This is a genomic window from Cedecea sp. AS113 (assembly GCF_037152415.1).
In the GTDB taxonomy this organism is placed as follows: Bacteria; Pseudomonadota; Gammaproteobacteria; order Enterobacterales; family Enterobacteriaceae; genus Cedecea.
Map to the genome: position 1 here is coordinate 18,959 of NZ_JBBCMI010000013.1, position 17,304 is coordinate 36,262.

The window sequence follows — 17,304 nt, forward strand, 5'->3', positions numbered from 1 at the left end:
TGAGCCGGCCTTATGATGCTTACTTACGACGTCAGGAGGAAAGTAAAGTCATGAAACAGACAGTTTATACCGCCAGCCCGGAAAGCCAGCAGATCCACGTCTGGACGCTGCATGCCAGCGGTGAAATGACCCTTGTGCAGGTGGTTGATGCCCCAGGGCAAGTTCAGCCGATGGTTATCAGCCCGGATAAACGCTTCCTTTACGTTGGCGTGCGCCCCGAGTTTCGCGTAGTGGCTTACCGCATTACGCCGGATGATGGCTCTCTGACAGAAGCTGGCGTGGCACCTCTGCCGGGCAGCCCAACCCACATTTCTACCGATCGCAAAGGCCGCTTCCTGTTCAGCGCGTCATACAACGCGGCAAACGTGGCGGTGATTAGCCTTGAAAACGATGGCCTGCCGGGCGAAACCGTCGATGTGGTTGAAGGGCTGGACGGATGCCACTCGGCGAATATTTCCCCGGATAACCGCACGCTCTGGACGCCTGCGCTGAAGCAGGATCGTATCTGCCTGTTCACGCTGTCCGATGACGGCAAGCTGGTGGCGCAAACGCCTGCTGAGGTCACGACGGTTGAGGGCGCAGGCCCGCGCCACATGGCATTTCACCCGAACCAGCAGTATGTGTATTGCGTGAACGAGCTGAACAGCACCGTTGATGTCTGGGAACTGCGCGACCCGCACGGTAAAATTGAATGTGTGCAGACGCTGGACTTTATGCCGCCTGGTTTCACCGGTACCCGCTGGGCTGCCGATATCCACATCACCCCGGACGGTCGCCATCTTTATGCCTGTGACCGCACCGCCAGCATCATTACCGTCTTCAGCGTTTCCGAAGATGGCAGCGTGCTGAATATCGAAGGCTACCAGCCTACGGAAGAGCAGCCTCGCGGCTTCAACGTTGACCACAGCGGTAAGTACCTGGTTGCCGTTGGGCAGAAATCCCATCATGCCGCCGTGTACAAAATTAACGGCGAGCAGGGGCTGCTGGAAGAAAAAGGCCGCTACGCCGTCGGGCAGGGCCCAATGTGGGTTGTGATTAACGCGCACTGATTGTCAGCCATAAAAAAACCTCGCCGCGGCGAGGTTTTTTCTTACTGAGCTAAAAATTACTTCTCTTCGACGACCGGGCTGCCTACACCACGGTTATTGAACTCCCACATGCGGTTGAAGCTCGGGTCATTCAGATCGCGTTTGATCGCGCCTTTATCGTCTTTGGTGCCAATGTTGCCCGCGAACGGACGCTTGGACTCCAGCGCATCACCCCACGGTTTAGCCGTGTTGAAACCTTCGTTGATCACGCTGTCGCGGATTACAACCTGGCCATTTGCGGCCTGGCCTAAATCCCATGAGCGACCCAACTGAGCGTCACCGGCTGCGGTGAAGCGGCTGTTGATTGCCAGGAAGCCGTAGTAGATGTTTGGCAGCGTGGCTGGTGCGAACACGGAACCTTCTTTGGTGCGGCTGTTCACCAGGCGGAAATCAGTGTTATCAAACACCACGGCACCGCGGCCTGCGACCACATCCACATCACCTTCAATGTAGCTGTTGGTTACCAGCGTACGCGGCTGACGATTGGTCAACATGCGGTTCTGAACATCGCTGTTGGTGACGAAGAAGGTGTTCTGGCGGCCCAGCAGGTGAACGTTATTCAGCTGTACTTTATCGCCATCGCTGCGCAGCGCCACGGCCTGGTGATTGCCGGCGTCCACGCTGTCACCCAGGGTGTTCTGGATGGTCAGGTTCTGGAGCTGCAGGCCATTATTCTGTGACCAAACGGCAGCGGAACACATCACGCCCACGGTCGCGCCGCGGCGGCTCTGGCAGTTATCGAACATGTACCAGGCGGGTTTCCCTGGCATGTATTTCCCGCCCGGGTTAACGGTGCGACGCCAGGTTGTCGGGTCGATTTCAGAGTCCAGCGTCAGGCCGATTTTGACATCATCTGCGTTGCCGGAAGTGCCGTACAGCGTCACGCTACCGGAAGCTGCAGGAATATACACCGTACCTTCATATTGACCCGGCATGATGGCGATATACAGGCGAGAGCTGCTGTGCTTGATAATAGCAGCGTCCACCGCGGCCTGGACTGATGTGTGAGTGACGCCAGGCGTACCGGCAGGGCCAACCACGAAATCAGGCTGCTGAGGCGTGCGAATCGAGGACGGCGTCCACGGGGCTTCATTTGGGTTCATCGCGGTGAAGTAGCGCGCTGCCACAAAATTCTGTGCTTCGTCAGCCGCCAGGATCGGGCGGGACTGGGTTCCCGGCGCCACCTGAGTAGACGGTTTGTCCTGGGGTGGGGTTGAGCTACATGCACTCAGCGCCACGGCGAAAGCCAGGGCTGCGGCGCGACGAGAAACCGATAATGTGTTCAAGGTTGCTCCTTGCTGTACGGTGGAATAGAGGGTTATTTCAAAACCTGCTTTTTATACTAAGTTGAGCGAAACGGGAAGCCGATTTGTGCAAATCGGCTTCAGAAAGGGGGGAGAGGGTATTTTTCGGCGATGAAAAAGCGATTTGTTATTCTTTTTCTACTTCGTACTGACCGTTTTTTTTGCGAATAATATATTTGTGGTCATCATCGCAGGAGACGGTAAGTGAACCTCCGAATGCGGCGGGGTACACGCTGTTCACGGTATCGCACTGATAACCCGCCTGGCGAATCACTGACTGTGTCTCCGCCTTTAGCTGGGGCGAGCCGGTATCGGCCAGGGCGCTGCCTGCCATCAGGCAGAAGCTGAGTACAACGGTTCTCTTCATTTCTGTCTCTCTGTGATGTGAATCTGGTGAAAGGTTAATCGGCAGCGAGACGGGAAGGGATTAATAACTTAACTGGATTTATTTGAGTAAATTAATTTCAGAAATCGATTAGCGGAAGGACAGACCTGCCGGCAAGCGATACCGACCCGGTTGAAACAGAAACTAGTTGAAAAACTCAGGATTTTTTACCGCCTGCGCGACGGCCACAATTAATTTATCCAGCTGTTCAGGGCCGATGATATAAGGCGGCATCAGGTAGATCAGGCGGCCAAACGGCCGGATCCACACGCCCTGTTCGACAAAGAAACGCTGCAAAGCGGCCATATCTACAGGCCGGCGTGTTTCCACCACGCCAATAGCACCCAGTACGCGCACGTCGGCTACGTTTTCGTTCGCCGTCAGCGGCAGCAAACCTTCCCGAAGCTGCTGCTCAATCGCCAGAACCTGCTGCTGCCAGTCTCCTTCCGCCAGGAGCGCCAGGCTTTCACTGGCAACCGCGCAGGCGAGCGGGTTCCCCATAAAGGTAGGACCGTGCATAAAGCAGCCGGCTTCACCGTCGCTGATGGTTTCTGCGACATGGCGGGAGGCAAGTGTTGCGGAGAGCGTCATTGTGCCGCCGGTTAGCGCTTTGCCGAGACACATGATATCCGGTGAAATATCCGCGTGGTCGCAGGCGAACAGTTTCCCGGTGCGGCCAAAACCTGTCGCGATCTCGTCGGCGATCAGCAGAATCCCCTCCCGGTCGCACATGCGGCGGAGGCGGCGCAGCCATTCAGGGTGGTAAAAACGCATGCCCCCCGCGCCCTGGACGACAGGCTCCAGAATAACGGCGGCAATCTCTTCGCGATGAGCAGCCATCAGGCGGGCAAACGGCACGATATCCATCTCGTTCCATTCATCACCAAAGCCGCATTGCGGAGCAGGGGCAAAAAGATGCTCAGGCAAATAGCCCTGCCACAGGCTGTGCATCGAGTTATCAGGATCGCAGACTGACATCGCACCAAACGTATCGCCGTGATAGCCATTGCGGAAGGTCAGAAAACGCTGGCGAGGCTGTCCCCTGGCGTGCCAGTACTGCAGCGCCATTTTCATGGCGACCTCAACGGCGACGGAACCGGAGTCCGCCAGAAACACACATTCCAGCGGGGCAGGTGTCATCGCGACCAGCTTGCGGCACAGCTCAACGGCAGGTGGGTGCGTAATACCGCCGAACATCACGTGTGACATGCTATCAATCTGGCGCTTCATGGCCTGATTCAGTCGCGGGTGGTTGTAGCCATGAATAGCCGCCCACCAGGAGGACATGCCGTCGACGAGCATGCGTCCGTCAGCCAACTGCAGCTCACAGCCCGCCGCGGCCACAACGGGATAAACCGGGAGCGGCTGGCTCATCGAGGTGTACGGGTGCCAGATATGTCGCTGGTCGAACGCTAAATCATCAGGGGTCATAGGGTGACTTGTAAACCATTTGAAAAACATTTAGGTTTACGAGTATAACGTCAATCGAATTCCCATAACACCCCTTTTGGAGAGGCCCCATGGCTCACCACGCACGCTGGACAATGTCGCAGGTCACTGCTTTATTTCAAAAACCTTTGTTGGATCTGTTGTTTGAAGCGCAGCAGACGCATCGCCAGCATTTCGATCCCCGACAGGTACAGGTCAGCACCTTGCTGTCTATAAAAACCGGTGCTTGCCCGGAAGACTGTAAATATTGCCCACAAAGCGCCAGATATAAAACAGGCCTGGAGTCTGAACGCCTGATGGAAGTTGAGCAGGTGCTGGACTCCGCCCGCAAGGCTAAAAACGCAGGTTCGACACGTTTTTGTATGGGGGCCGCCTGGAAGAACCCGCATGAGCGCGATATGCCTTACCTTGAGCAGATGGTGCAGGGCGTTCGCGCTATGGGGCTGGAAACCTGTATGACGCTCGGTACGTTAACCAATGAACAGGCGCAGCGCCTGGCCTCCGTTGGGCTGGACTATTACAACCACAATCTGGACACCTCCCCGGAATTTTACGGCAACATCATCACGACCCGAACCTATCAGGAACGTCTGGACACGCTGGATAAAGTTCGTGATGCAGGGATTAAAGTTTGCTCCGGTGGGATTGTCGGCCTGGGTGAAACCGTCACCGACCGCGCCGGACTGCTGCTGCAATTAGCGAATTTGCCAACGCCACCAGAAAGCGTCCCTATCAACATGCTGGTGAAAGTGAAAGGCACGCCTCTGGCGGATAACGAAGACGTGGATGCCTTTGATTTTATTCGTACCATCGCGGTGGCCCGGATCATGATGCCAACCTCCTACGTGCGCCTTTCCGCAGGCCGCGAGCAGATGAGCGAGCAGACGCAGGCAATGTGTTTTATGGCCGGTGCAAACTCTATTTTCTACGGCTGCAAACTGCTGACGACGCCGAACCCAGAAGAGGACAAAGATCTGCAGCTGTTCCGCAAGCTGGGGCTTAATCCGCAGCAAACCACCACCGAAATGGGTGACAACGAACAGCAGGAGCAGCTCGCCGGGCAGATCCTGAACGCCGATACCGACAATTACTACAACGCGGCGGCGGTATGAGCTGGCCACAGCGAATCTCCGGGGCTTTAAGCGAACGGCGGACCAGCGCCAGCCTTCGCACCCGACAGGCCAATACGCTCGGTAACGGGCGTATTTTTTCGGCCAACGGTCGGGAATATTTGAATTTTTCCAGCAACGATTATCTGGGACTGAGTCATCACCCGCAGATTACGGAGGCCTGGCAAAAAGGCGCGACGCAGTTCGGCGTTGGCAGCGGCGGGTCTGGTCACGTCACGGGGTATAGCCGTGCACATCAGGCGTTTGAGGAACAGCTGGCGGATTGGCTCGGCTTTGAGCGAGCGCTGTTGTTTATCTCCGGCTACAGCGCAAACCAGGCGGTGATCTCCGCGCTGGCGCAAAAAACGGACACGCTTATCGCCGATAAACTTTGCCATGCCTCAATGATGGAAGCGTCGATGCAAAGTCCGGCTCAGCTACGCAGATTTCATCACAACGACGTTCAGGCCCTTGCCACGCAGCTCGGTAAACCGCATGAAGGTGAACGGCTTGTCCTAACCGAAGGCATCTTCAGCATGGACGGGGACAGCGCGCCGCTGGCTGAAATAGCACAGGCAACAAGACAAGCAGACGGTTGGTTAATGGTCGACGACGCGCACGGTATTGGTGTCCTCGGCAAAGAGGGGCGTGGCAGTTGCGATCGGCAAAAAATCAAACCGGATATTCTTGTCGTCACCTTTGGCAAAGCATTTGGCGGCAGCGGTGCGGCGGTATTGTGCGACGAAGACGTTGCAACTTACCTGCTGCAGTTTGCCCGCCACTTGATATACAGCACCGCGATGCCGCCGGCGCAGGCCGTGTCGCTTCAGGCCGCGTTAAAGGTGGTTCAGCATGGCGATGAGTACAGAGCAAGGCTTGCTGAAAATATTCTGCGTTTTCGGCAGGGTGCTGCCCGACTCTCGCTGAATCTGGCGGATTCAGGTAGCGCGATACAACCTCTGATTGTGGGGGAGAATCAGCGCACGCTGGAGCTCGCCTCCCGCCTGAAAGAGCGGGGCTTCTGGTTAACAGCCATTCGCCCGCCTACCGTTCCCCCCGGCAGCGCCCGCCTGCGCATCACCCTTACGGCCGCGCATACTTCTGGCGACATAGACGCATTGCTGGAGGCGCTTTATGACGCAGCTTGTTGATAAAGCCGCCGTCGCCGCAGCGTTTAGCCGGGCGGCAGGCAGCTACGAGCGTTTTGCCGAGCTGCAGCGTATCTGCGGTGATAACCTGCTGGCCGAGCTGGAAAACCGCCGTGCCGTAAGCGTGCTGGATGCAGGCTGCGGTACCGGCTGGTACAGCCGAATTTGGCGGGACAAAGGAAGCGAAGTGCTGGCGCTGGACATCTCGAAAGCGATGCTTGAGCGGTGCCAGCAAACCCAGTCGGCGCATCGCTTTCTTGAGGGGGATATCGAGTCTATTCCGCTGGCGGATGACCAGGTGGATCTGGCCTGGAGTAATCTTGCCGTTCAGTGGTGCAGCGATCTGCAGCAAGGCTTATCCGAGCTTTATCGCGTGACGAAACCGGGTGGATGCATTGCGTTCAGCACGCTTGCGGCAGGTTCACTGCCTGAACTGCACGAGGCCTGGCGCGGGGTAGACGAACGGGCGCATGCCAACCAGTTTTTATCCCTGGCCGAAATTGACCAGGCGTGTCGCCCATGGCGTTACGTATTAACCAGCCGCACCGTCAGCCAGCGTTTTCCTGACGTCATGAGCGCCATGCGTTCGCTAAAAGGCGTTGGGGCAACACACCTGCACGATGGCCGCAAAAACACTCTGCTGACGCGTGGGCAACTGCAGCGGCTCAGCGAAGCGTGGCCCCGGCAAGACGGGCAGTTCTCTCTTAGCTGGCAGATAATTTTTGGAGTAATTGAACGTGATTAAAAAATGGTTTGTGACCGGCACCGACACTGAAGTTGGGAAGACCATCGTCAGCTGCGCGCTGCTTCAGGCGGCGAATACTGCGGGGTATCGCTCTGTGGGCTATAAGCCTGTGGCCTCTGGCAGTGAAATGACCCCTGAAGGCATTCGCAACAGTGATGCGTTAGCGCTGCAGCGCAATAGTTCGGTTAAATTGCCGTATGAGGAGATCAATCCGTTGGCTTTTCTTGAGCCGACCTCCCCGCACATCATTAGTGCTGAAGAGCAGCGCCCCATTACTTTTTCTGCTATGTCTGAAGGTCTAAAGAATCTTACCGGAAAAGCCGACTGGGTTCAGGTTGAAGGGGCTGGAGGCTGGTTTACCCCGCTGTCTGACACCACGACATTTGCCGAATGGGCCATCAGCGAGCAACTGCCGGTTATTTTAGTGGTGGGCGTGAAACTTGGCTGCATTAATCATGCAATGCTCACGGTACAGGCGGTGCTGGCCGCTGGTTTACCGCTGGCGGGCTGGGTAGCAAACGGTGTTCAACCCGCAGGAAAAAGGCATGCGGAATATCTTGCCACGCTCAAACAGCGGCTGCCGGCCCCGCTGTTGGGGGAAATTCCCTGGCTTAAGGGGATCAGCGATCAAACCGAGCTTGGTCACTACCTCGATCTCTCCGTTATTACGATCTAAGCCGCAAGGCGACTGCAACAAAAGCCAGGCCCGCAGCAAAGCCTCGGGCTGGCTCCCGCTTTAACCTTTTCCCCACAGACAAAGATTCATTCCAGGCTGCAACGTCTATAGAGTATTTCATACTTTGAGTTGTCATATGACAACCTTTTATGAGGTGCTTTTTTAGCCGGAAGAGATATGGCCAGAAAACGGCACCCGCAAAAAGAGATAGAGGCGGCATTAAGCTACGCAGAATGCCAGGGTTGGCGGGTCAAAGAGGGCGGTTCGCATTGCTGGGGAAAAATGTATTGCCCCTGGAACGATAAAACATGCCGGTGCGGCGAGTTTTGTATCAGCTGTGTCTGGAACACGCCTCGCGACGCAGAGAACCATGCCAGACAAATTCGCAGGCTTGTGGATGGATGCGCCAATAGGGCATCACGTAGCGTCCTGCATTAACAAGGAGAAGGCTCCATGGCGGAATACATGTTCACGCTTGTTTTTACTCTACCAGAAGGGAAAAAAGATCCGGAGAAGTGGATTGCTGCGCTGGGCGCAGGAGGGTGTGATGATGCCCTCGTTGGCATCGGTGTGACGGGGCGTATTGCTCTGAATTTCATCCGCGAGGCCGACACAGCAGAAGAAGCCTTACTGAGCGCGCTGAAGGACGTTTCAGGCATTATTCAAGGCGCGTTATTGGTTGAAGCTGCCCCTGATTTAGTGGGATTGAGTGACGTAGCGGAACTGCTAGGCGTGTCCCGGCAGTATATTCGCAAAGTTATGGTTTCCCGGGAGGCGTTTCCAGCGCCGGTACATGACGGGAAAACTGCACTATGGAATCTCGACGCGGTTTTACGCTGGATGAACAGCTCTGGCGTGAAGTCCATACCTTCGCCTTTGCTGGATATCGCGAAAGTGACGCGGCAGTGCAACCTGCATCGGGCGATGACGGAGCTCAACCCGGTTTTTCAGGAAAAATTGAAAAATTTGTAGTAGGGACTGCGTTCAGGGATCTAACCAGCCCGCCACGAGCTTGTCGTCCAGCTGGGAGACATTCCCTTGCGCGACATTTCGGCCTTTATGCAACAGGCAAAACTTGTCTGCAACCCGGCGTATAAAAGTCAGCCGCTGTTCGACCAGTAAAATGGTCAGGCCGAAGTCGCGGTTTAAGCGCCGGATGAGGTTGCCCATTTCTGTGATAAAGCGGTGCCCTCCGCCGAGAGTGGGTTCATCCAGTATCAGCAATCTGGGCTCTAAAACCAGTGCCCGGGCAAGCGCTAACTGTTGCTGCATATCCCCGCTAAGTTCGCCGCTTTTTACCTGCCGAAGGCTATAGAGCTCGGGAAAAAGGTCATCAATCAGCGCAGGAATGACCCGGGGTCGATGATGTCCCGCCATCATCGCTATCTGAAGATTTTCCTCAACGCTAAGCTGGGAGAAGATGCGCCTGTCCTGGGGAACGTAGCCGATTCCAAGCGCAGTTCTGCGCTCCACGGGTTTATTCACCAGGTCTTCAGGCGGCTGTCCCGCCTGTTGCCACAGCATACTGCCGCTTTGTACTGGCAAATAGCCGGTAATGCAGTTTACGAGCGTGGTTTTGCCCTGCCCTGGCGCGCCAAGCACGCAGGTGCATTCTCCCGGGGTCAGCTCGAGGTCGAGGTTCCACAGTATGTGGTGGTCACCGTAAAACTGATTAACAGCACGTAAGCTAAGCATGGCTCATCTCCTGGGTTGGGGAGTCGTTTCCCTCCTGGATATGCTGCAATTAGCTTGCCAGCTTGGTGATAATGCCTGAAAGCATCACGCTATTCAGGATAAAACTGAGTATCGGTTTCCTGAAAGGATAAAGCCGATGCGCAAGATGAGATCTCGCTGCACTCGACGGGTGCTAAAAAGTACGAATTTGGTGCAATAAAATGCCTTTTAACCTCAGGATATATCTCGATTTCGGGATCTTGCTCAATATGGCCGGGTATAGCGAAATCGAATGAATAAAAGCAAAAAAATTAGCGAAATTTTTTTTTCGCCCCTGGCACAGGAAGATCAGGGATTTTTCCGAGTGGCTAAGCAAAAGGGCTTGCTGCAGTTATCCACCATTCCTGTGGATAACCTTGTGCATTAGAGTTAGAAAACTTGACGAAAGCGAGAGCGGGCGCGGCCTGCGGCCAAATTGGCGCGAAACCGGTCTTTGTGAAATATTCATTTGAATTCAAGTTGTTAAATAAAAGCAACAGTTGCAATAAAACTGTCAAACATTCGGCCCGAGGTATCCTTACCTCCCTTGACAAATGTTAAAAGGCGAAAAAATTTGGGGATAACCGGTCGTGGCTGGAGATTTATCTGGTGAAGGGGCAAATTCTGGGCAAACAAAGTGGCAAAAAGCAGTCGTTAGCAGGCGTAGTAAAAATGAGAACTGGTGTTTTATACAGTTTTTATACTGGCAAAAATCCTGCTGCCGGGTAAAATTACTCTCCGGCCCGCTCGTTTCTTCATCAGGTAGCCCGTTCATGAGTAAAGCGTTCAAACTGAATTCCGCATTTAAACCTTCTGGCGACCAGCCTGAAGCAATCCTTCGCCTGAAAGACGGGCTTGAAAACGGGCTGGCGCACCAGACGCTGCTGGGCGTAACGGGATCGGGTAAAACCTTCACGGTAGCAAACGTGATAGCCGACCTTCAGCGCCCCACGATGGTACTGGCGCCAAATAAAACGCTGGCGGCGCAGCTTTACGGTGAAATGAAAGAGTTCTTCCCGGACAACGCCGTTGAGTTTTTTGTCTCTTACTACGATTACTATCAGCCTGAAGCTTATGTGCCAAGCTCGGACACCTTCATTGAAAAAGATGCGTCGGTGAACGAACACATTGAGCAGATGCGTCTGTCGGCGACCAAAGCGTTGCTTGAGCGGCGGGACGTCATCGTGGTGGCATCCGTGTCGGCGATCTACGGTCTGGGTGACCCGGACCTGTACCTGAAGATGATGCTTCACCTGACGAAGGGTATGATCATCGATCAGCGGGCGATCCTGCGCCGTCTTACGGAGTTACAATACACCCGCAACGATCAGGCATTCCAGCGCGGTACGTTCCGCGTAAGAGGGGAGGTGGTCGATATCTTCCCGGCTGAATCAGACGATCTTGCGCTGCGTGTAGAGTTGTTCGACGAAGAGGTTGAGAGGCTGTCGCTGTTCGATCCACTGACCGGGCAAATCGATCAAACTATTCAGCGTTTTACTATTTACCCTAAATCGCACTACGTTACGCCGCGCGAGCGTATTGTGCAGGCGATGGAAGATATCAAAGTTGAGCTGGCCGAGCGCCGCAAGTTCCTGCTGGAAAATAATAAACTGCTGGAAGAGCAGCGTATTGCCCAGCGTACCCAGTTTGATCTCGAGATGATGAACGAGCTGGGTTATTGTTCGGGCATTGAAAACTACTCGCGCTTCCTCTCCGGGCGAGGACCTGGCGAACCGCCCCCAACGCTTTTTGACTATCTTCCGGCAGATGGCCTGCTGGTGGTGGATGAATCCCACGTCACCATTCCGCAAATTGGCGGCATGTATCGCGGCGACCGCGCCCGTAAAGAAACGCTGGTGGAATATGGCTTCCGCCTGCCGTCGGCGCTGGACAACCGACCGTTAAAATTTGAAGAGTTTGAAGCGCTGGCCCCGCAGACCATCTACGTTTCAGCGACGCCGGGCAACTATGAGCTGGAAAAATCTGGCGAGGACATCGTTGACCAGGTTGTTCGTCCTACGGGGCTGCTCGATCCGGTGATTGAAGTGCGTCCGGTGGCAACGCAGGTAGACGATTTGCTTTCTGAAATTCGTAAACGTGTGGCCATCAATGAACGCGTGTTGGTGACGACATTAACCAAGCGGATGGCGGAAGACCTGACCGAATATTTAGAGGAGCATGGTGAACGCGTACGCTACCTGCACTCGGATATCGACACCGTGGAACGCATGGAGATTATCCGTGATTTGCGCCTCGGTGAATTTGACGTTCTGGTGGGGATCAACCTGCTGCGAGAAGGTCTTGATATGCCGGAAGTGTCGCTGGTTGCCATTCTGGATGCGGACAAAGAAGGTTTTCTGCGTTCCGAGCGCTCGCTTATTCAGACCATCGGCCGTGCGGCGCGTAACGTTAACGGTAAGGCGATTCTCTACGGCGATAAAATCACGCCGTCAATGGCCAAAGCGATTGGTGAAACCGAACGCCGCCGTGAGAAGCAGCAGCGCTACAACGAAGAAAATGGCATTACGCCGCAGGGCCTGAACAAACGAGTCGTGGACGTTCTGCAGCTTGGCGAAGGCATGGCGAAGACCAAAGGGCGGGTTAAAACCAAAGCACGCAGCGTGATTGAAGATGATGAAGTTGTGCTGACGCCGAAAGCGCTGCAGCAGAAAATTCATCAGCTTGAAGCGAATATGCTGGAACACGCGCAAAATCTGGAGTTTGAAGAAGCGGCGCAGATTCGCGACCAGCTTCACAAGCTGCGCGAACTCTTTATCGCCGCCTCATAAGCGGCGAGGTTTACCCGAGCTGCTGCACGGCCTGTTCGAGGGCTGCCCGCAGCAGCTGGCGGTCGTGGCGATACCGAATGTCACTGGCTTCCAGCGGCTGTTGAATAACCAACCTGTCGCCCACTTCGCTGGCCTCAACGTGTGGGCCAACCAGCACGGCATCGATAACGCGTTTTCCGATATGCTGTTCCATCAATTCAAGCTTTTGGCGCAGGGAAAGGCTGGCTGCGGCAGGGCTTAGCTCTTTGCCCAGGTTGCCGATATACACCATCGGCGCTGGCGTGCGGCGCAGCGCCTGATCCATCTCTTCAAGCAGCAAAATCGGCATCAGGCTGGTGTAAAAGCTGCCGGGGCCAATCAAAATTAAATCGGCTTCAGCGATGGCTTCTAAGGCTTCACGCGTGGCCGGGACTTTCGGGTAGACCGCCAGATCCTGCGGTGGATTGAGCAACTGGTCGATACTTACTTCGCCATACACGGCGTTGCCCTGGTCGTCGGTAGCCATTAAATCGACCGGATGCTCCGACATCGGAATCAGCTGCGCATCGACCTTTAGCAGGTTGCGAATTAAATTGATTGCCTCCAGCGGGCGCACGCTGAGGTGATCCAGCGCCTTTAACATTAGATTTCCGAGGTTATGGCCTGAAAGTTCGCCGTTACCGCCAAAACGATACTCAAACATTGTTGATGCCACGCTTGGTTCAGTGATCAGCTGATTCAGGCAGTTGCGCATATCTCCCCAGGCAATCCCGCCCTCAGAGCGTCGAATACGTCCGGTTGAGCCGCCGTTGTCGGTGGTGGTGACGATGCCGGTTAAACGTGAGCCGAGGGATGAAAGGGATGACATGACGCGACCCAGGCCGTGCCCACCGCCCAGCGCGACAACCCGATCAAGATCTGCAAGCGTGCGATTACGCATAGAAAAGATAATCCTTAAGAGGCATACAGGCGCTTAAGGTAGCGTAAAAGCGCCAAAAAGACGATTCTTGCTCTGTGGATAATGATACATATCAAAGTAAAAGTTAGCTTTTTAAGTACTCTGTAGCGAAATTAAGCAATTATCTCGTTATGTATAGATTTATATAGCGAAAAATGATATAGCGCGAAGCCAGATGTCGCGCTACTATCGCAGTAACACACACTCAAGCCATGGTACCTAAGTCACAAGATAAGGTGCCCTGGCCGCAGCCCCTGAGGTTGCCAGGGTGCAGGAAGAAATGACTGCATCTCCCGTATTTGGAAAGGTGTATTCAGTGTCCCAACTTACCGATGCTTTTGCGCGTAAGTTCTATTACTTGCGCTTATCAATTACCGACGTCTGCAACTTTCGCTGCAGCTATTGCCTGCCCGACGGCTATAAGCCGCACGGCGTGGCCAATAAAAGCTTCCTCAACGTCGATGAAATCCGTCGCGTTACCCGGGCTTTTGCTGCTCTCGGTACCGAAAAGGTGCGCCTGACGGGCGGGGAACCTTCTTTGCGCCGCGACTTTACCGAAATCATCGCCGCGGTGCGTGAAAAGACGTCTATTCGCCAGCTTGCGGTGACGACCAACGGCTATCGCCTGGCCCGGGATGTTAACGCCTGGCGTGATGCGGGGCTGACCGCCCTGAACGTTAGCGTCGACAGCCTGGACGCTCGTCAGTTTCATGCCATTACCGGCCAGGATAAATTTCGGCAGGTGATGGATGGCATTGACGCGGCTTTCAACGCGGGGTTTGAGCGAGTAAAAGTGAACACCGTGCTGATGCGCGACGTAAACCACAATCAGCTCGAGACCTTCCTTGCCTGGATCAAACCGCGCCCCATCCAGCTCCGCTTTATTGAGCTGATGGAAACCGGCGACGGCGGCTCGCTTTTCCGCAAACACCATATTTCCGGTAAAACCATTCGCGACCAGCTGCTTGAGCGAGGCTGGGTTCACCAATTGCGTCAGCGCAGCGATGGCCCTGCCCAGGTGTTCTACCATCCCGACTACAAAGGCGAAATCGGGCTCATCATGCCGTATGAGAAAGATTTCTGTGCCAGCTGCAACCGGCTGCGAGTTTCGTCCGTCGGTAACCTGCACCTCTGCCTGTTTGGCGAGCAGGGAATTGCGCTGCGGGATCTGTTGGCGGATGACGCCCAGCAAAGCGAACTGGAGGGACGTATCTCTTCCGCGCTGGCGCAGAAAAAGCAAACCCATTTCCTGCATGACGGTAACACCGGCATCACCCAAAATCTGTCGTATATCGGCGGCTAGAGCCTGCCCACAAGGAGAATATCGATGAGTCAGGTAAGCGCAGAGTTTATCCCGGCACGTATTGCTATTTTGACGGTGTCCAGCCGTCGTGGTGAAGATGACGACACTTCGGGTCATTATCTGGGTGAAGTCGCCACGGAAGCGGGGCATCAGGTGGTAGACAAAGCTATCGTCAAAGAAAACCGTTATGCCATCCGGGCCGCAGTTTCGCAGTGGATTGCCGATGAGCAGGTTCAGGTGGTGTTGATCAACGGCGGCACCGGGTTTACCGACGGAGACCAGACGCCGGAGGCGCTTCTCCCGCTGTTTGACCGGGAAGTTGAAGGTTTCGGCGAGCTGTTTCGTATGCTCTCCTTTGAAGAGATTGGCACCTCTACGCTGCAGTCACGCGCCGTTGCGGGCATGGCGAACAAAACGCTGATTTTCGCCATGCCGGGCTCAACGAAGGCCTGCCGAACCGCCTGGGAAAATATCATTCAGCCTCAACTGGATGCCCGTCAGCGCCCGTGCAATTTCCACCCACATATTAAGAAGTAAGTTATGTCGCATTTGACCCATATTAACGCCGCCGGGGAAGCACATATGGTGGACGTGTCCGCCAAGGCTGAGACGGTTCGTGAGGCCCGCGCCGAAGCGTTTGTGACCATGCAGCCGGCAACGCTGGCGATGATTGTTGACGGCAGCCACCACAAAGGTGACGTTTTTGCCACCGCACGTATCGCGGGGATCCAGGCCGCTAAACGCACCTGGGAACTGATTCCGCTGTGCCATCCGCTTTTACTGAGCAAAGTAGAAGTGCAGCTTGAGGCTCAGACTGAGCAAAACCGAGTTCGCATCGAGTCCGTGTGCCGCCTGACGGGAAAAACCGGCGTAGAAATGGAGGCATTGACTGCGGCCTCCGTCGCCGCGTTGACCATTTATGACATGTGCAAAGCCGTACAAAAAGACATGGTCATCGGCCCTGTCCGTCTGCTGGAAAAGAGCGGCGGAAAATCCGGCGATTTTAAGGTGGCAAACGATGCTTAATGTTCTGTTTTTTGCCCAGGTACGCGAACTGGTCGGCTGCGACAGCCTGGCGCTGGATGAAGCCTACGGCGATGTGGAGCAACTGCGTGCGGCATTGGCCGACAGAGGCAGCCGGTGGGCGCTGGCGCTGGAGTCCGGCAAGCTGCTGGCCGCGGTCAATCAAACGCTGGTGAGCTTTGATCATCCGCTGGCGAAGGGCGACGAAGTGGCCTTTTTCCCACCGGTGACCGGAGGTTAAGTGGACAACACCCGTATTATTGTTGGCCGCGAGAATTTCAACGTCGGCGAAGAGTATCAGTGGCTTTCTCAGTGCGATGAAGACGGTGCGGTCGTGACCTTCACCGGTAAAGTTCGCAATCACAACCTTGGCGACAGCGTTAGCGCCCTGATGCTTGAACATTATCCGGGCATGACCGAAAAAGCGCTGGCTGAAATTGTCGCCGAGGCCAGAAGCCGTTGGCCGCTGCAGCGCGTGACGGTGATTCACCGCATCGGCGAACTGTGGCCAGGCGATGAAATTGTCTTTGTCGGCGTGACGGGCGCCCACCGCAGCTCAGCGTTTGAAGCCGCCCAGTTCATCATGGATTACCTGAAAACTCGCGCCCCGTTCTGGAAACGTGAAGCGACCGCCGAAGGCGACCGCTGGGTCGAAGCCCGGGACAGCGATAAGCAGGCGGCTAAACGCTGGTAGGCTACGCGGTCTGCGGGATGTGTTAATCTTAAAGCGGGTGAGCCAAACAGCTCGCGTCAGAAGTTTAATTCACAACACAGAGGAAGCATCATGGACCGATTCCCGCGTCCCAATGAGACTATCGTGCAGCGTGCCAATACGGGCCTTCAGACCTTTATGGCGCAAGTTTACGGCTGGATGACCTGCGGTCTACTTTTAACCGCCTTTATCGCGTGGTACGCGGCGAATACCCCGGCGGTGATGGAGTTTGTCTTCTCCAGTAAAATCACTTTCTTTGGTCTGATCATCGTTCAACTGGGGCTGGTCTTTGTGCTCTCCGGCATGGTGCACAAGCTGAGCGCTGGCGTGGCGACGTCGCTGTTTATGCTTTACTCGGCGCTGACCGGGTTGACCATGGCGAGCATTTTTCTGGTTTATACCTATTCGTCCATCGCCAGCACATTTGTGGTGGCAGGCGGGATGTTTGGTGCCATGAGCCTCTATGGCTATACCACCAAACGTGACCTGAGCGGCTTCGGCAACATGCTTTTTATGGCACTGATCGGGATTGTACTGGCTTCGCTGGTTAATTTCTGGCTGAAAAGCGATGCGCTCATGTGGGCCATCACCTACATCGGCGTGGTGGTTTTTGTGGGCCTGACCGCATACGACACCCAAAAACTGAAAAACATCGGCGAGCAAATTGATACCCGCGACGCGCAAATGCTGCGTAAATACTCAATTCTGGGTGCCCTGACGCTGTATCTGGACTTCATCAACCTGTTCCTGATGCTGCTGCGTATCTTCGGTAACCGCCGCTAATCTACATATTCCCTCCCCTTCGCGGGGAGGGAGTTTTCCCCGCAGTTTTGCTTTTCCTCGCGCGACTTTTACCTGCCTGAACGGAAATAAATTGCAATATCTGTCACAAAAAGGGGGCGTATTGAGGAAATTTCCGTACA

18 protein-coding genes and 1 riboswitch are annotated in these 17,304 nt (G+C 55.1%); of the genes, 13 read left to right on the forward strand and 5 right to left on the reverse strand.

Features of this window, described 5'->3' with window-relative positions; all coding sequences use genetic code 11:
* Positions 1-50 precede the first annotated feature (50 nt).
* Positions 51-1,049, forward strand: coding sequence for a 6-phosphogluconolactonase (pgl, locus tag WFN87_RS15695; RefSeq protein ID WP_008456226.1), 999 nt, complete (start codon positions 51-53; stop codon positions 1,047-1,049).
* Positions 1,050-1,105: 56 nt separating this feature from the next.
* On the opposite strand, the gene WFN87_RS15700 is transcribed toward pgl, so the two are convergent.
* From WFN87_RS15700 to bioA, 3 genes are all read right to left on the reverse strand, one after another.
* Positions 1,106-2,374, reverse strand: a complete 1,269-nt coding sequence (locus tag WFN87_RS15700; RefSeq protein ID WP_008456229.1) for a putative acyl-CoA thioester hydrolase — start codon at positions 2,372-2,374, stop codon at positions 1,106-1,108.
* 145 nt (positions 2,375-2,519) lie between these two features.
* Entirely contained in the window at positions 2,520-2,759 is a 240-nt protein-coding gene (locus WFN87_RS15705; protein ID WP_008456230.1) for a hypothetical protein, read from the reverse strand.
* A gap of 162 nt (positions 2,760-2,921) precedes the next feature.
* Positions 2,922-4,208: an adenosylmethionine--8-amino-7-oxononanoate transaminase gene (gene bioA, locus WFN87_RS15710; protein WP_336982246.1), complete on the reverse strand. Its 1,287-nt coding sequence runs from the start codon at positions 4,206-4,208 to the stop codon at positions 2,922-2,924.
* Positions 4,209-4,297: 89 nt separating this feature from the next.
* On the opposite strand from bioA, the gene bioB reads away from it, so the two are divergent.
* The 5 genes from bioB to WFN87_RS15740 all read left to right on the forward strand — a co-directional run bounded on the left by bioB (position 4,298) and on the right by WFN87_RS15740 (position 8,876).
* Positions 4,298-5,338 carry a biotin synthase BioB gene (gene bioB / locus WFN87_RS15715; RefSeq protein WP_336982247.1) on the forward strand — a complete coding sequence of 347 codons (1,041 nt, stop codon included), beginning with the start codon at positions 4,298-4,300 and terminating at the stop codon, positions 5,336-5,338.
* On the forward strand, positions 5,335-6,486 hold the full coding sequence (bioF, locus tag WFN87_RS15720; RefSeq protein ID WP_336982248.1) for an 8-amino-7-oxononanoate synthase: 1,152 nt from the start codon (positions 5,335-5,337) through the stop codon (positions 6,484-6,486). The genes bioB and bioF overlap by 4 nt, the downstream gene beginning before the upstream one ends.
* The gene (gene bioC, locus WFN87_RS15725; protein ID WP_166875736.1) at positions 6,470-7,228 is read left to right on the forward strand and encodes a malonyl-ACP O-methyltransferase BioC; all 759 of its coding nucleotides are present in this window, start codon (positions 6,470-6,472) and stop codon (positions 7,226-7,228) included. Before bioF ends, bioC begins: the two co-directional genes overlap by 17 nt.
* Positions 7,221-7,904, forward strand: a complete 684-nt coding sequence (gene bioD / locus WFN87_RS15730) for a dethiobiotin synthase (protein ID WP_336982249.1) — start codon at positions 7,221-7,223, stop codon at positions 7,902-7,904. The genes bioC and bioD overlap by 8 nt, the downstream gene beginning before the upstream one ends.
* A 453-nt stretch (positions 7,905-8,357) precedes the next feature.
* The gene (locus WFN87_RS15740) at positions 8,358-8,876 is read left to right on the forward strand and encodes a helix-turn-helix transcriptional regulator (protein WP_336982251.1); all 519 of its coding nucleotides are present in this window, start codon (positions 8,358-8,360) and stop codon (positions 8,874-8,876) included.
* Positions 8,877-8,888: 12 nt separating this feature from the next.
* On the opposite strand, the gene WFN87_RS15745 is transcribed toward WFN87_RS15740, so the two are convergent.
* Positions 8,889-9,599: an ABC transporter ATP-binding protein gene (locus WFN87_RS15745; protein WP_166995344.1), complete on the reverse strand. Its 711-nt coding sequence runs from the start codon at positions 9,597-9,599 to the stop codon at positions 8,889-8,891.
* A gap of 791 nt (positions 9,600-10,390) precedes the next feature.
* Between WFN87_RS15745 and uvrB the strand changes: the two genes are divergently transcribed.
* Entirely contained in the window at positions 10,391-12,406 is a 2,016-nt protein-coding gene (uvrB, locus tag WFN87_RS15750; protein WP_166995346.1) for an excinuclease ABC subunit UvrB, read from the forward strand.
* 10 nt (positions 12,407-12,416) lie between these two features.
* On the opposite strand, the gene yvcK is transcribed toward uvrB, so the two are convergent.
* Positions 12,417-13,325: a uridine diphosphate-N-acetylglucosamine-binding protein YvcK gene (gene yvcK / locus WFN87_RS15755; RefSeq protein WP_008456260.1), complete on the reverse strand. Its 909-nt coding sequence runs from the start codon at positions 13,323-13,325 to the stop codon at positions 12,417-12,419.
* A gap of 208 nt (positions 13,326-13,533) precedes the next feature.
* Positions 13,534-13,668, forward strand: a riboswitch (molybdenum cofactor riboswitch).
* Here yvcK and moaA point away from each other — a divergent pair.
* From moaA to WFN87_RS15785, 6 genes are all read left to right on the forward strand, one after another.
* A complete protein-coding gene (gene moaA / locus WFN87_RS15760) occupies positions 13,624-14,646 on the forward strand; it encodes a GTP 3',8-cyclase MoaA (protein ID WP_336982252.1) in 1,023 nt (340 codons plus the stop codon). (Overlaps the previous riboswitch by 45 nt.)
* 24 nt (positions 14,647-14,670) lie before the next feature.
* Positions 14,671-15,183: a molybdenum cofactor biosynthesis protein B gene (moaB, locus tag WFN87_RS15765; RefSeq protein ID WP_336982253.1), complete on the forward strand. Its 513-nt coding sequence runs from the start codon at positions 14,671-14,673 to the stop codon at positions 15,181-15,183.
* Between the two features lie 3 nt (positions 15,184-15,186).
* Positions 15,187-15,672: a cyclic pyranopterin monophosphate synthase MoaC gene (gene moaC, locus WFN87_RS15770; protein ID WP_008456267.1), complete on the forward strand. Its 486-nt coding sequence runs from the start codon at positions 15,187-15,189 to the stop codon at positions 15,670-15,672.
* Positions 15,665-15,910: a molybdopterin synthase sulfur carrier subunit gene (moaD, locus tag WFN87_RS15775; protein WP_008456269.1), complete on the forward strand. Its 246-nt coding sequence runs from the start codon at positions 15,665-15,667 to the stop codon at positions 15,908-15,910. The genes moaC and moaD overlap by 8 nt, the downstream gene beginning before the upstream one ends.
* A complete protein-coding gene (gene moaE / locus WFN87_RS15780; RefSeq protein WP_336982254.1) occupies positions 15,911-16,363 on the forward strand; it encodes a molybdopterin synthase catalytic subunit MoaE in 453 nt (150 codons plus the stop codon).
* Between the two features lie 90 nt (positions 16,364-16,453).
* Positions 16,454-17,164 (forward strand): Bax inhibitor-1/YccA family protein, encoded by a 711-nt coding sequence (locus tag WFN87_RS15785; protein WP_008456273.1) that lies wholly within the window; start codon positions 16,454-16,456, stop codon positions 17,162-17,164.
* Positions 17,165-17,304 lie beyond the last annotated feature (140 nt).

Excerpts from the sequence above, each read along its gene's own strand:
- WFN87_RS15705 (WP_008456230.1), bottom strand. The coding sequence starts at position 2,759 with ATGAAGAGAACCGTTGTACTCAGCTTCTGCCTGATGGCAGGCAGCGCC.
- moaA (WP_336982252.1), top strand. The coding sequence starts at position 13,624 with ATGACTGCATCTCCCGTATTTGGAAAGGTGTATTCAGTGTCCCAACTT.
- pgl (WP_008456226.1), top strand. The coding sequence starts at position 51 with ATGAAACAGACAGTTTATACCGCCAGCCCGGAAAGCCAGCAGATCCAC.
- moaB (WP_336982253.1), top strand. The coding sequence starts at position 14,671 with ATGAGTCAGGTAAGCGCAGAGTTTATCCCGGCACGTATTGCTATTTTG.
- bioF (WP_336982248.1), top strand. The coding sequence starts at position 5,335 with ATGAGCTGGCCACAGCGAATCTCCGGGGCTTTAAGCGAACGGCGGACC.
- yvcK (WP_008456260.1), bottom strand. The coding sequence starts at position 13,325 with ATGCGTAATCGCACGCTTGCAGATCTTGATCGGGTTGTCGCGCTGGGC.
- bioC (WP_166875736.1), top strand. The coding sequence starts at position 6,470 with ATGACGCAGCTTGTTGATAAAGCCGCCGTCGCCGCAGCGTTTAGCCGG.
- moaC (WP_008456267.1), top strand. The coding sequence starts at position 15,187 with ATGTCGCATTTGACCCATATTAACGCCGCCGGGGAAGCACATATGGTG.
- moaD (WP_008456269.1), top strand. The coding sequence starts at position 15,665 with ATGCTTAATGTTCTGTTTTTTGCCCAGGTACGCGAACTGGTCGGCTGC.
- bioA (WP_336982246.1), bottom strand. The coding sequence starts at position 4,208 with ATGACCCCTGATGATTTAGCGTTCGACCAGCGACATATCTGGCACCCG.
- WFN87_RS15740 (WP_336982251.1), top strand. The coding sequence starts at position 8,358 with ATGGCGGAATACATGTTCACGCTTGTTTTTACTCTACCAGAAGGGAAA.
- uvrB (WP_166995346.1), top strand. The coding sequence starts at position 10,391 with ATGAGTAAAGCGTTCAAACTGAATTCCGCATTTAAACCTTCTGGCGAC.
- bioB (WP_336982247.1), top strand. The coding sequence starts at position 4,298 with ATGGCTCACCACGCACGCTGGACAATGTCGCAGGTCACTGCTTTATTT.
- WFN87_RS15745 (WP_166995344.1), bottom strand. The coding sequence starts at position 9,599 with ATGCTTAGCTTACGTGCTGTTAATCAGTTTTACGGTGACCACCACATA.
- WFN87_RS15785 (WP_008456273.1), top strand. The coding sequence starts at position 16,454 with ATGGACCGATTCCCGCGTCCCAATGAGACTATCGTGCAGCGTGCCAAT.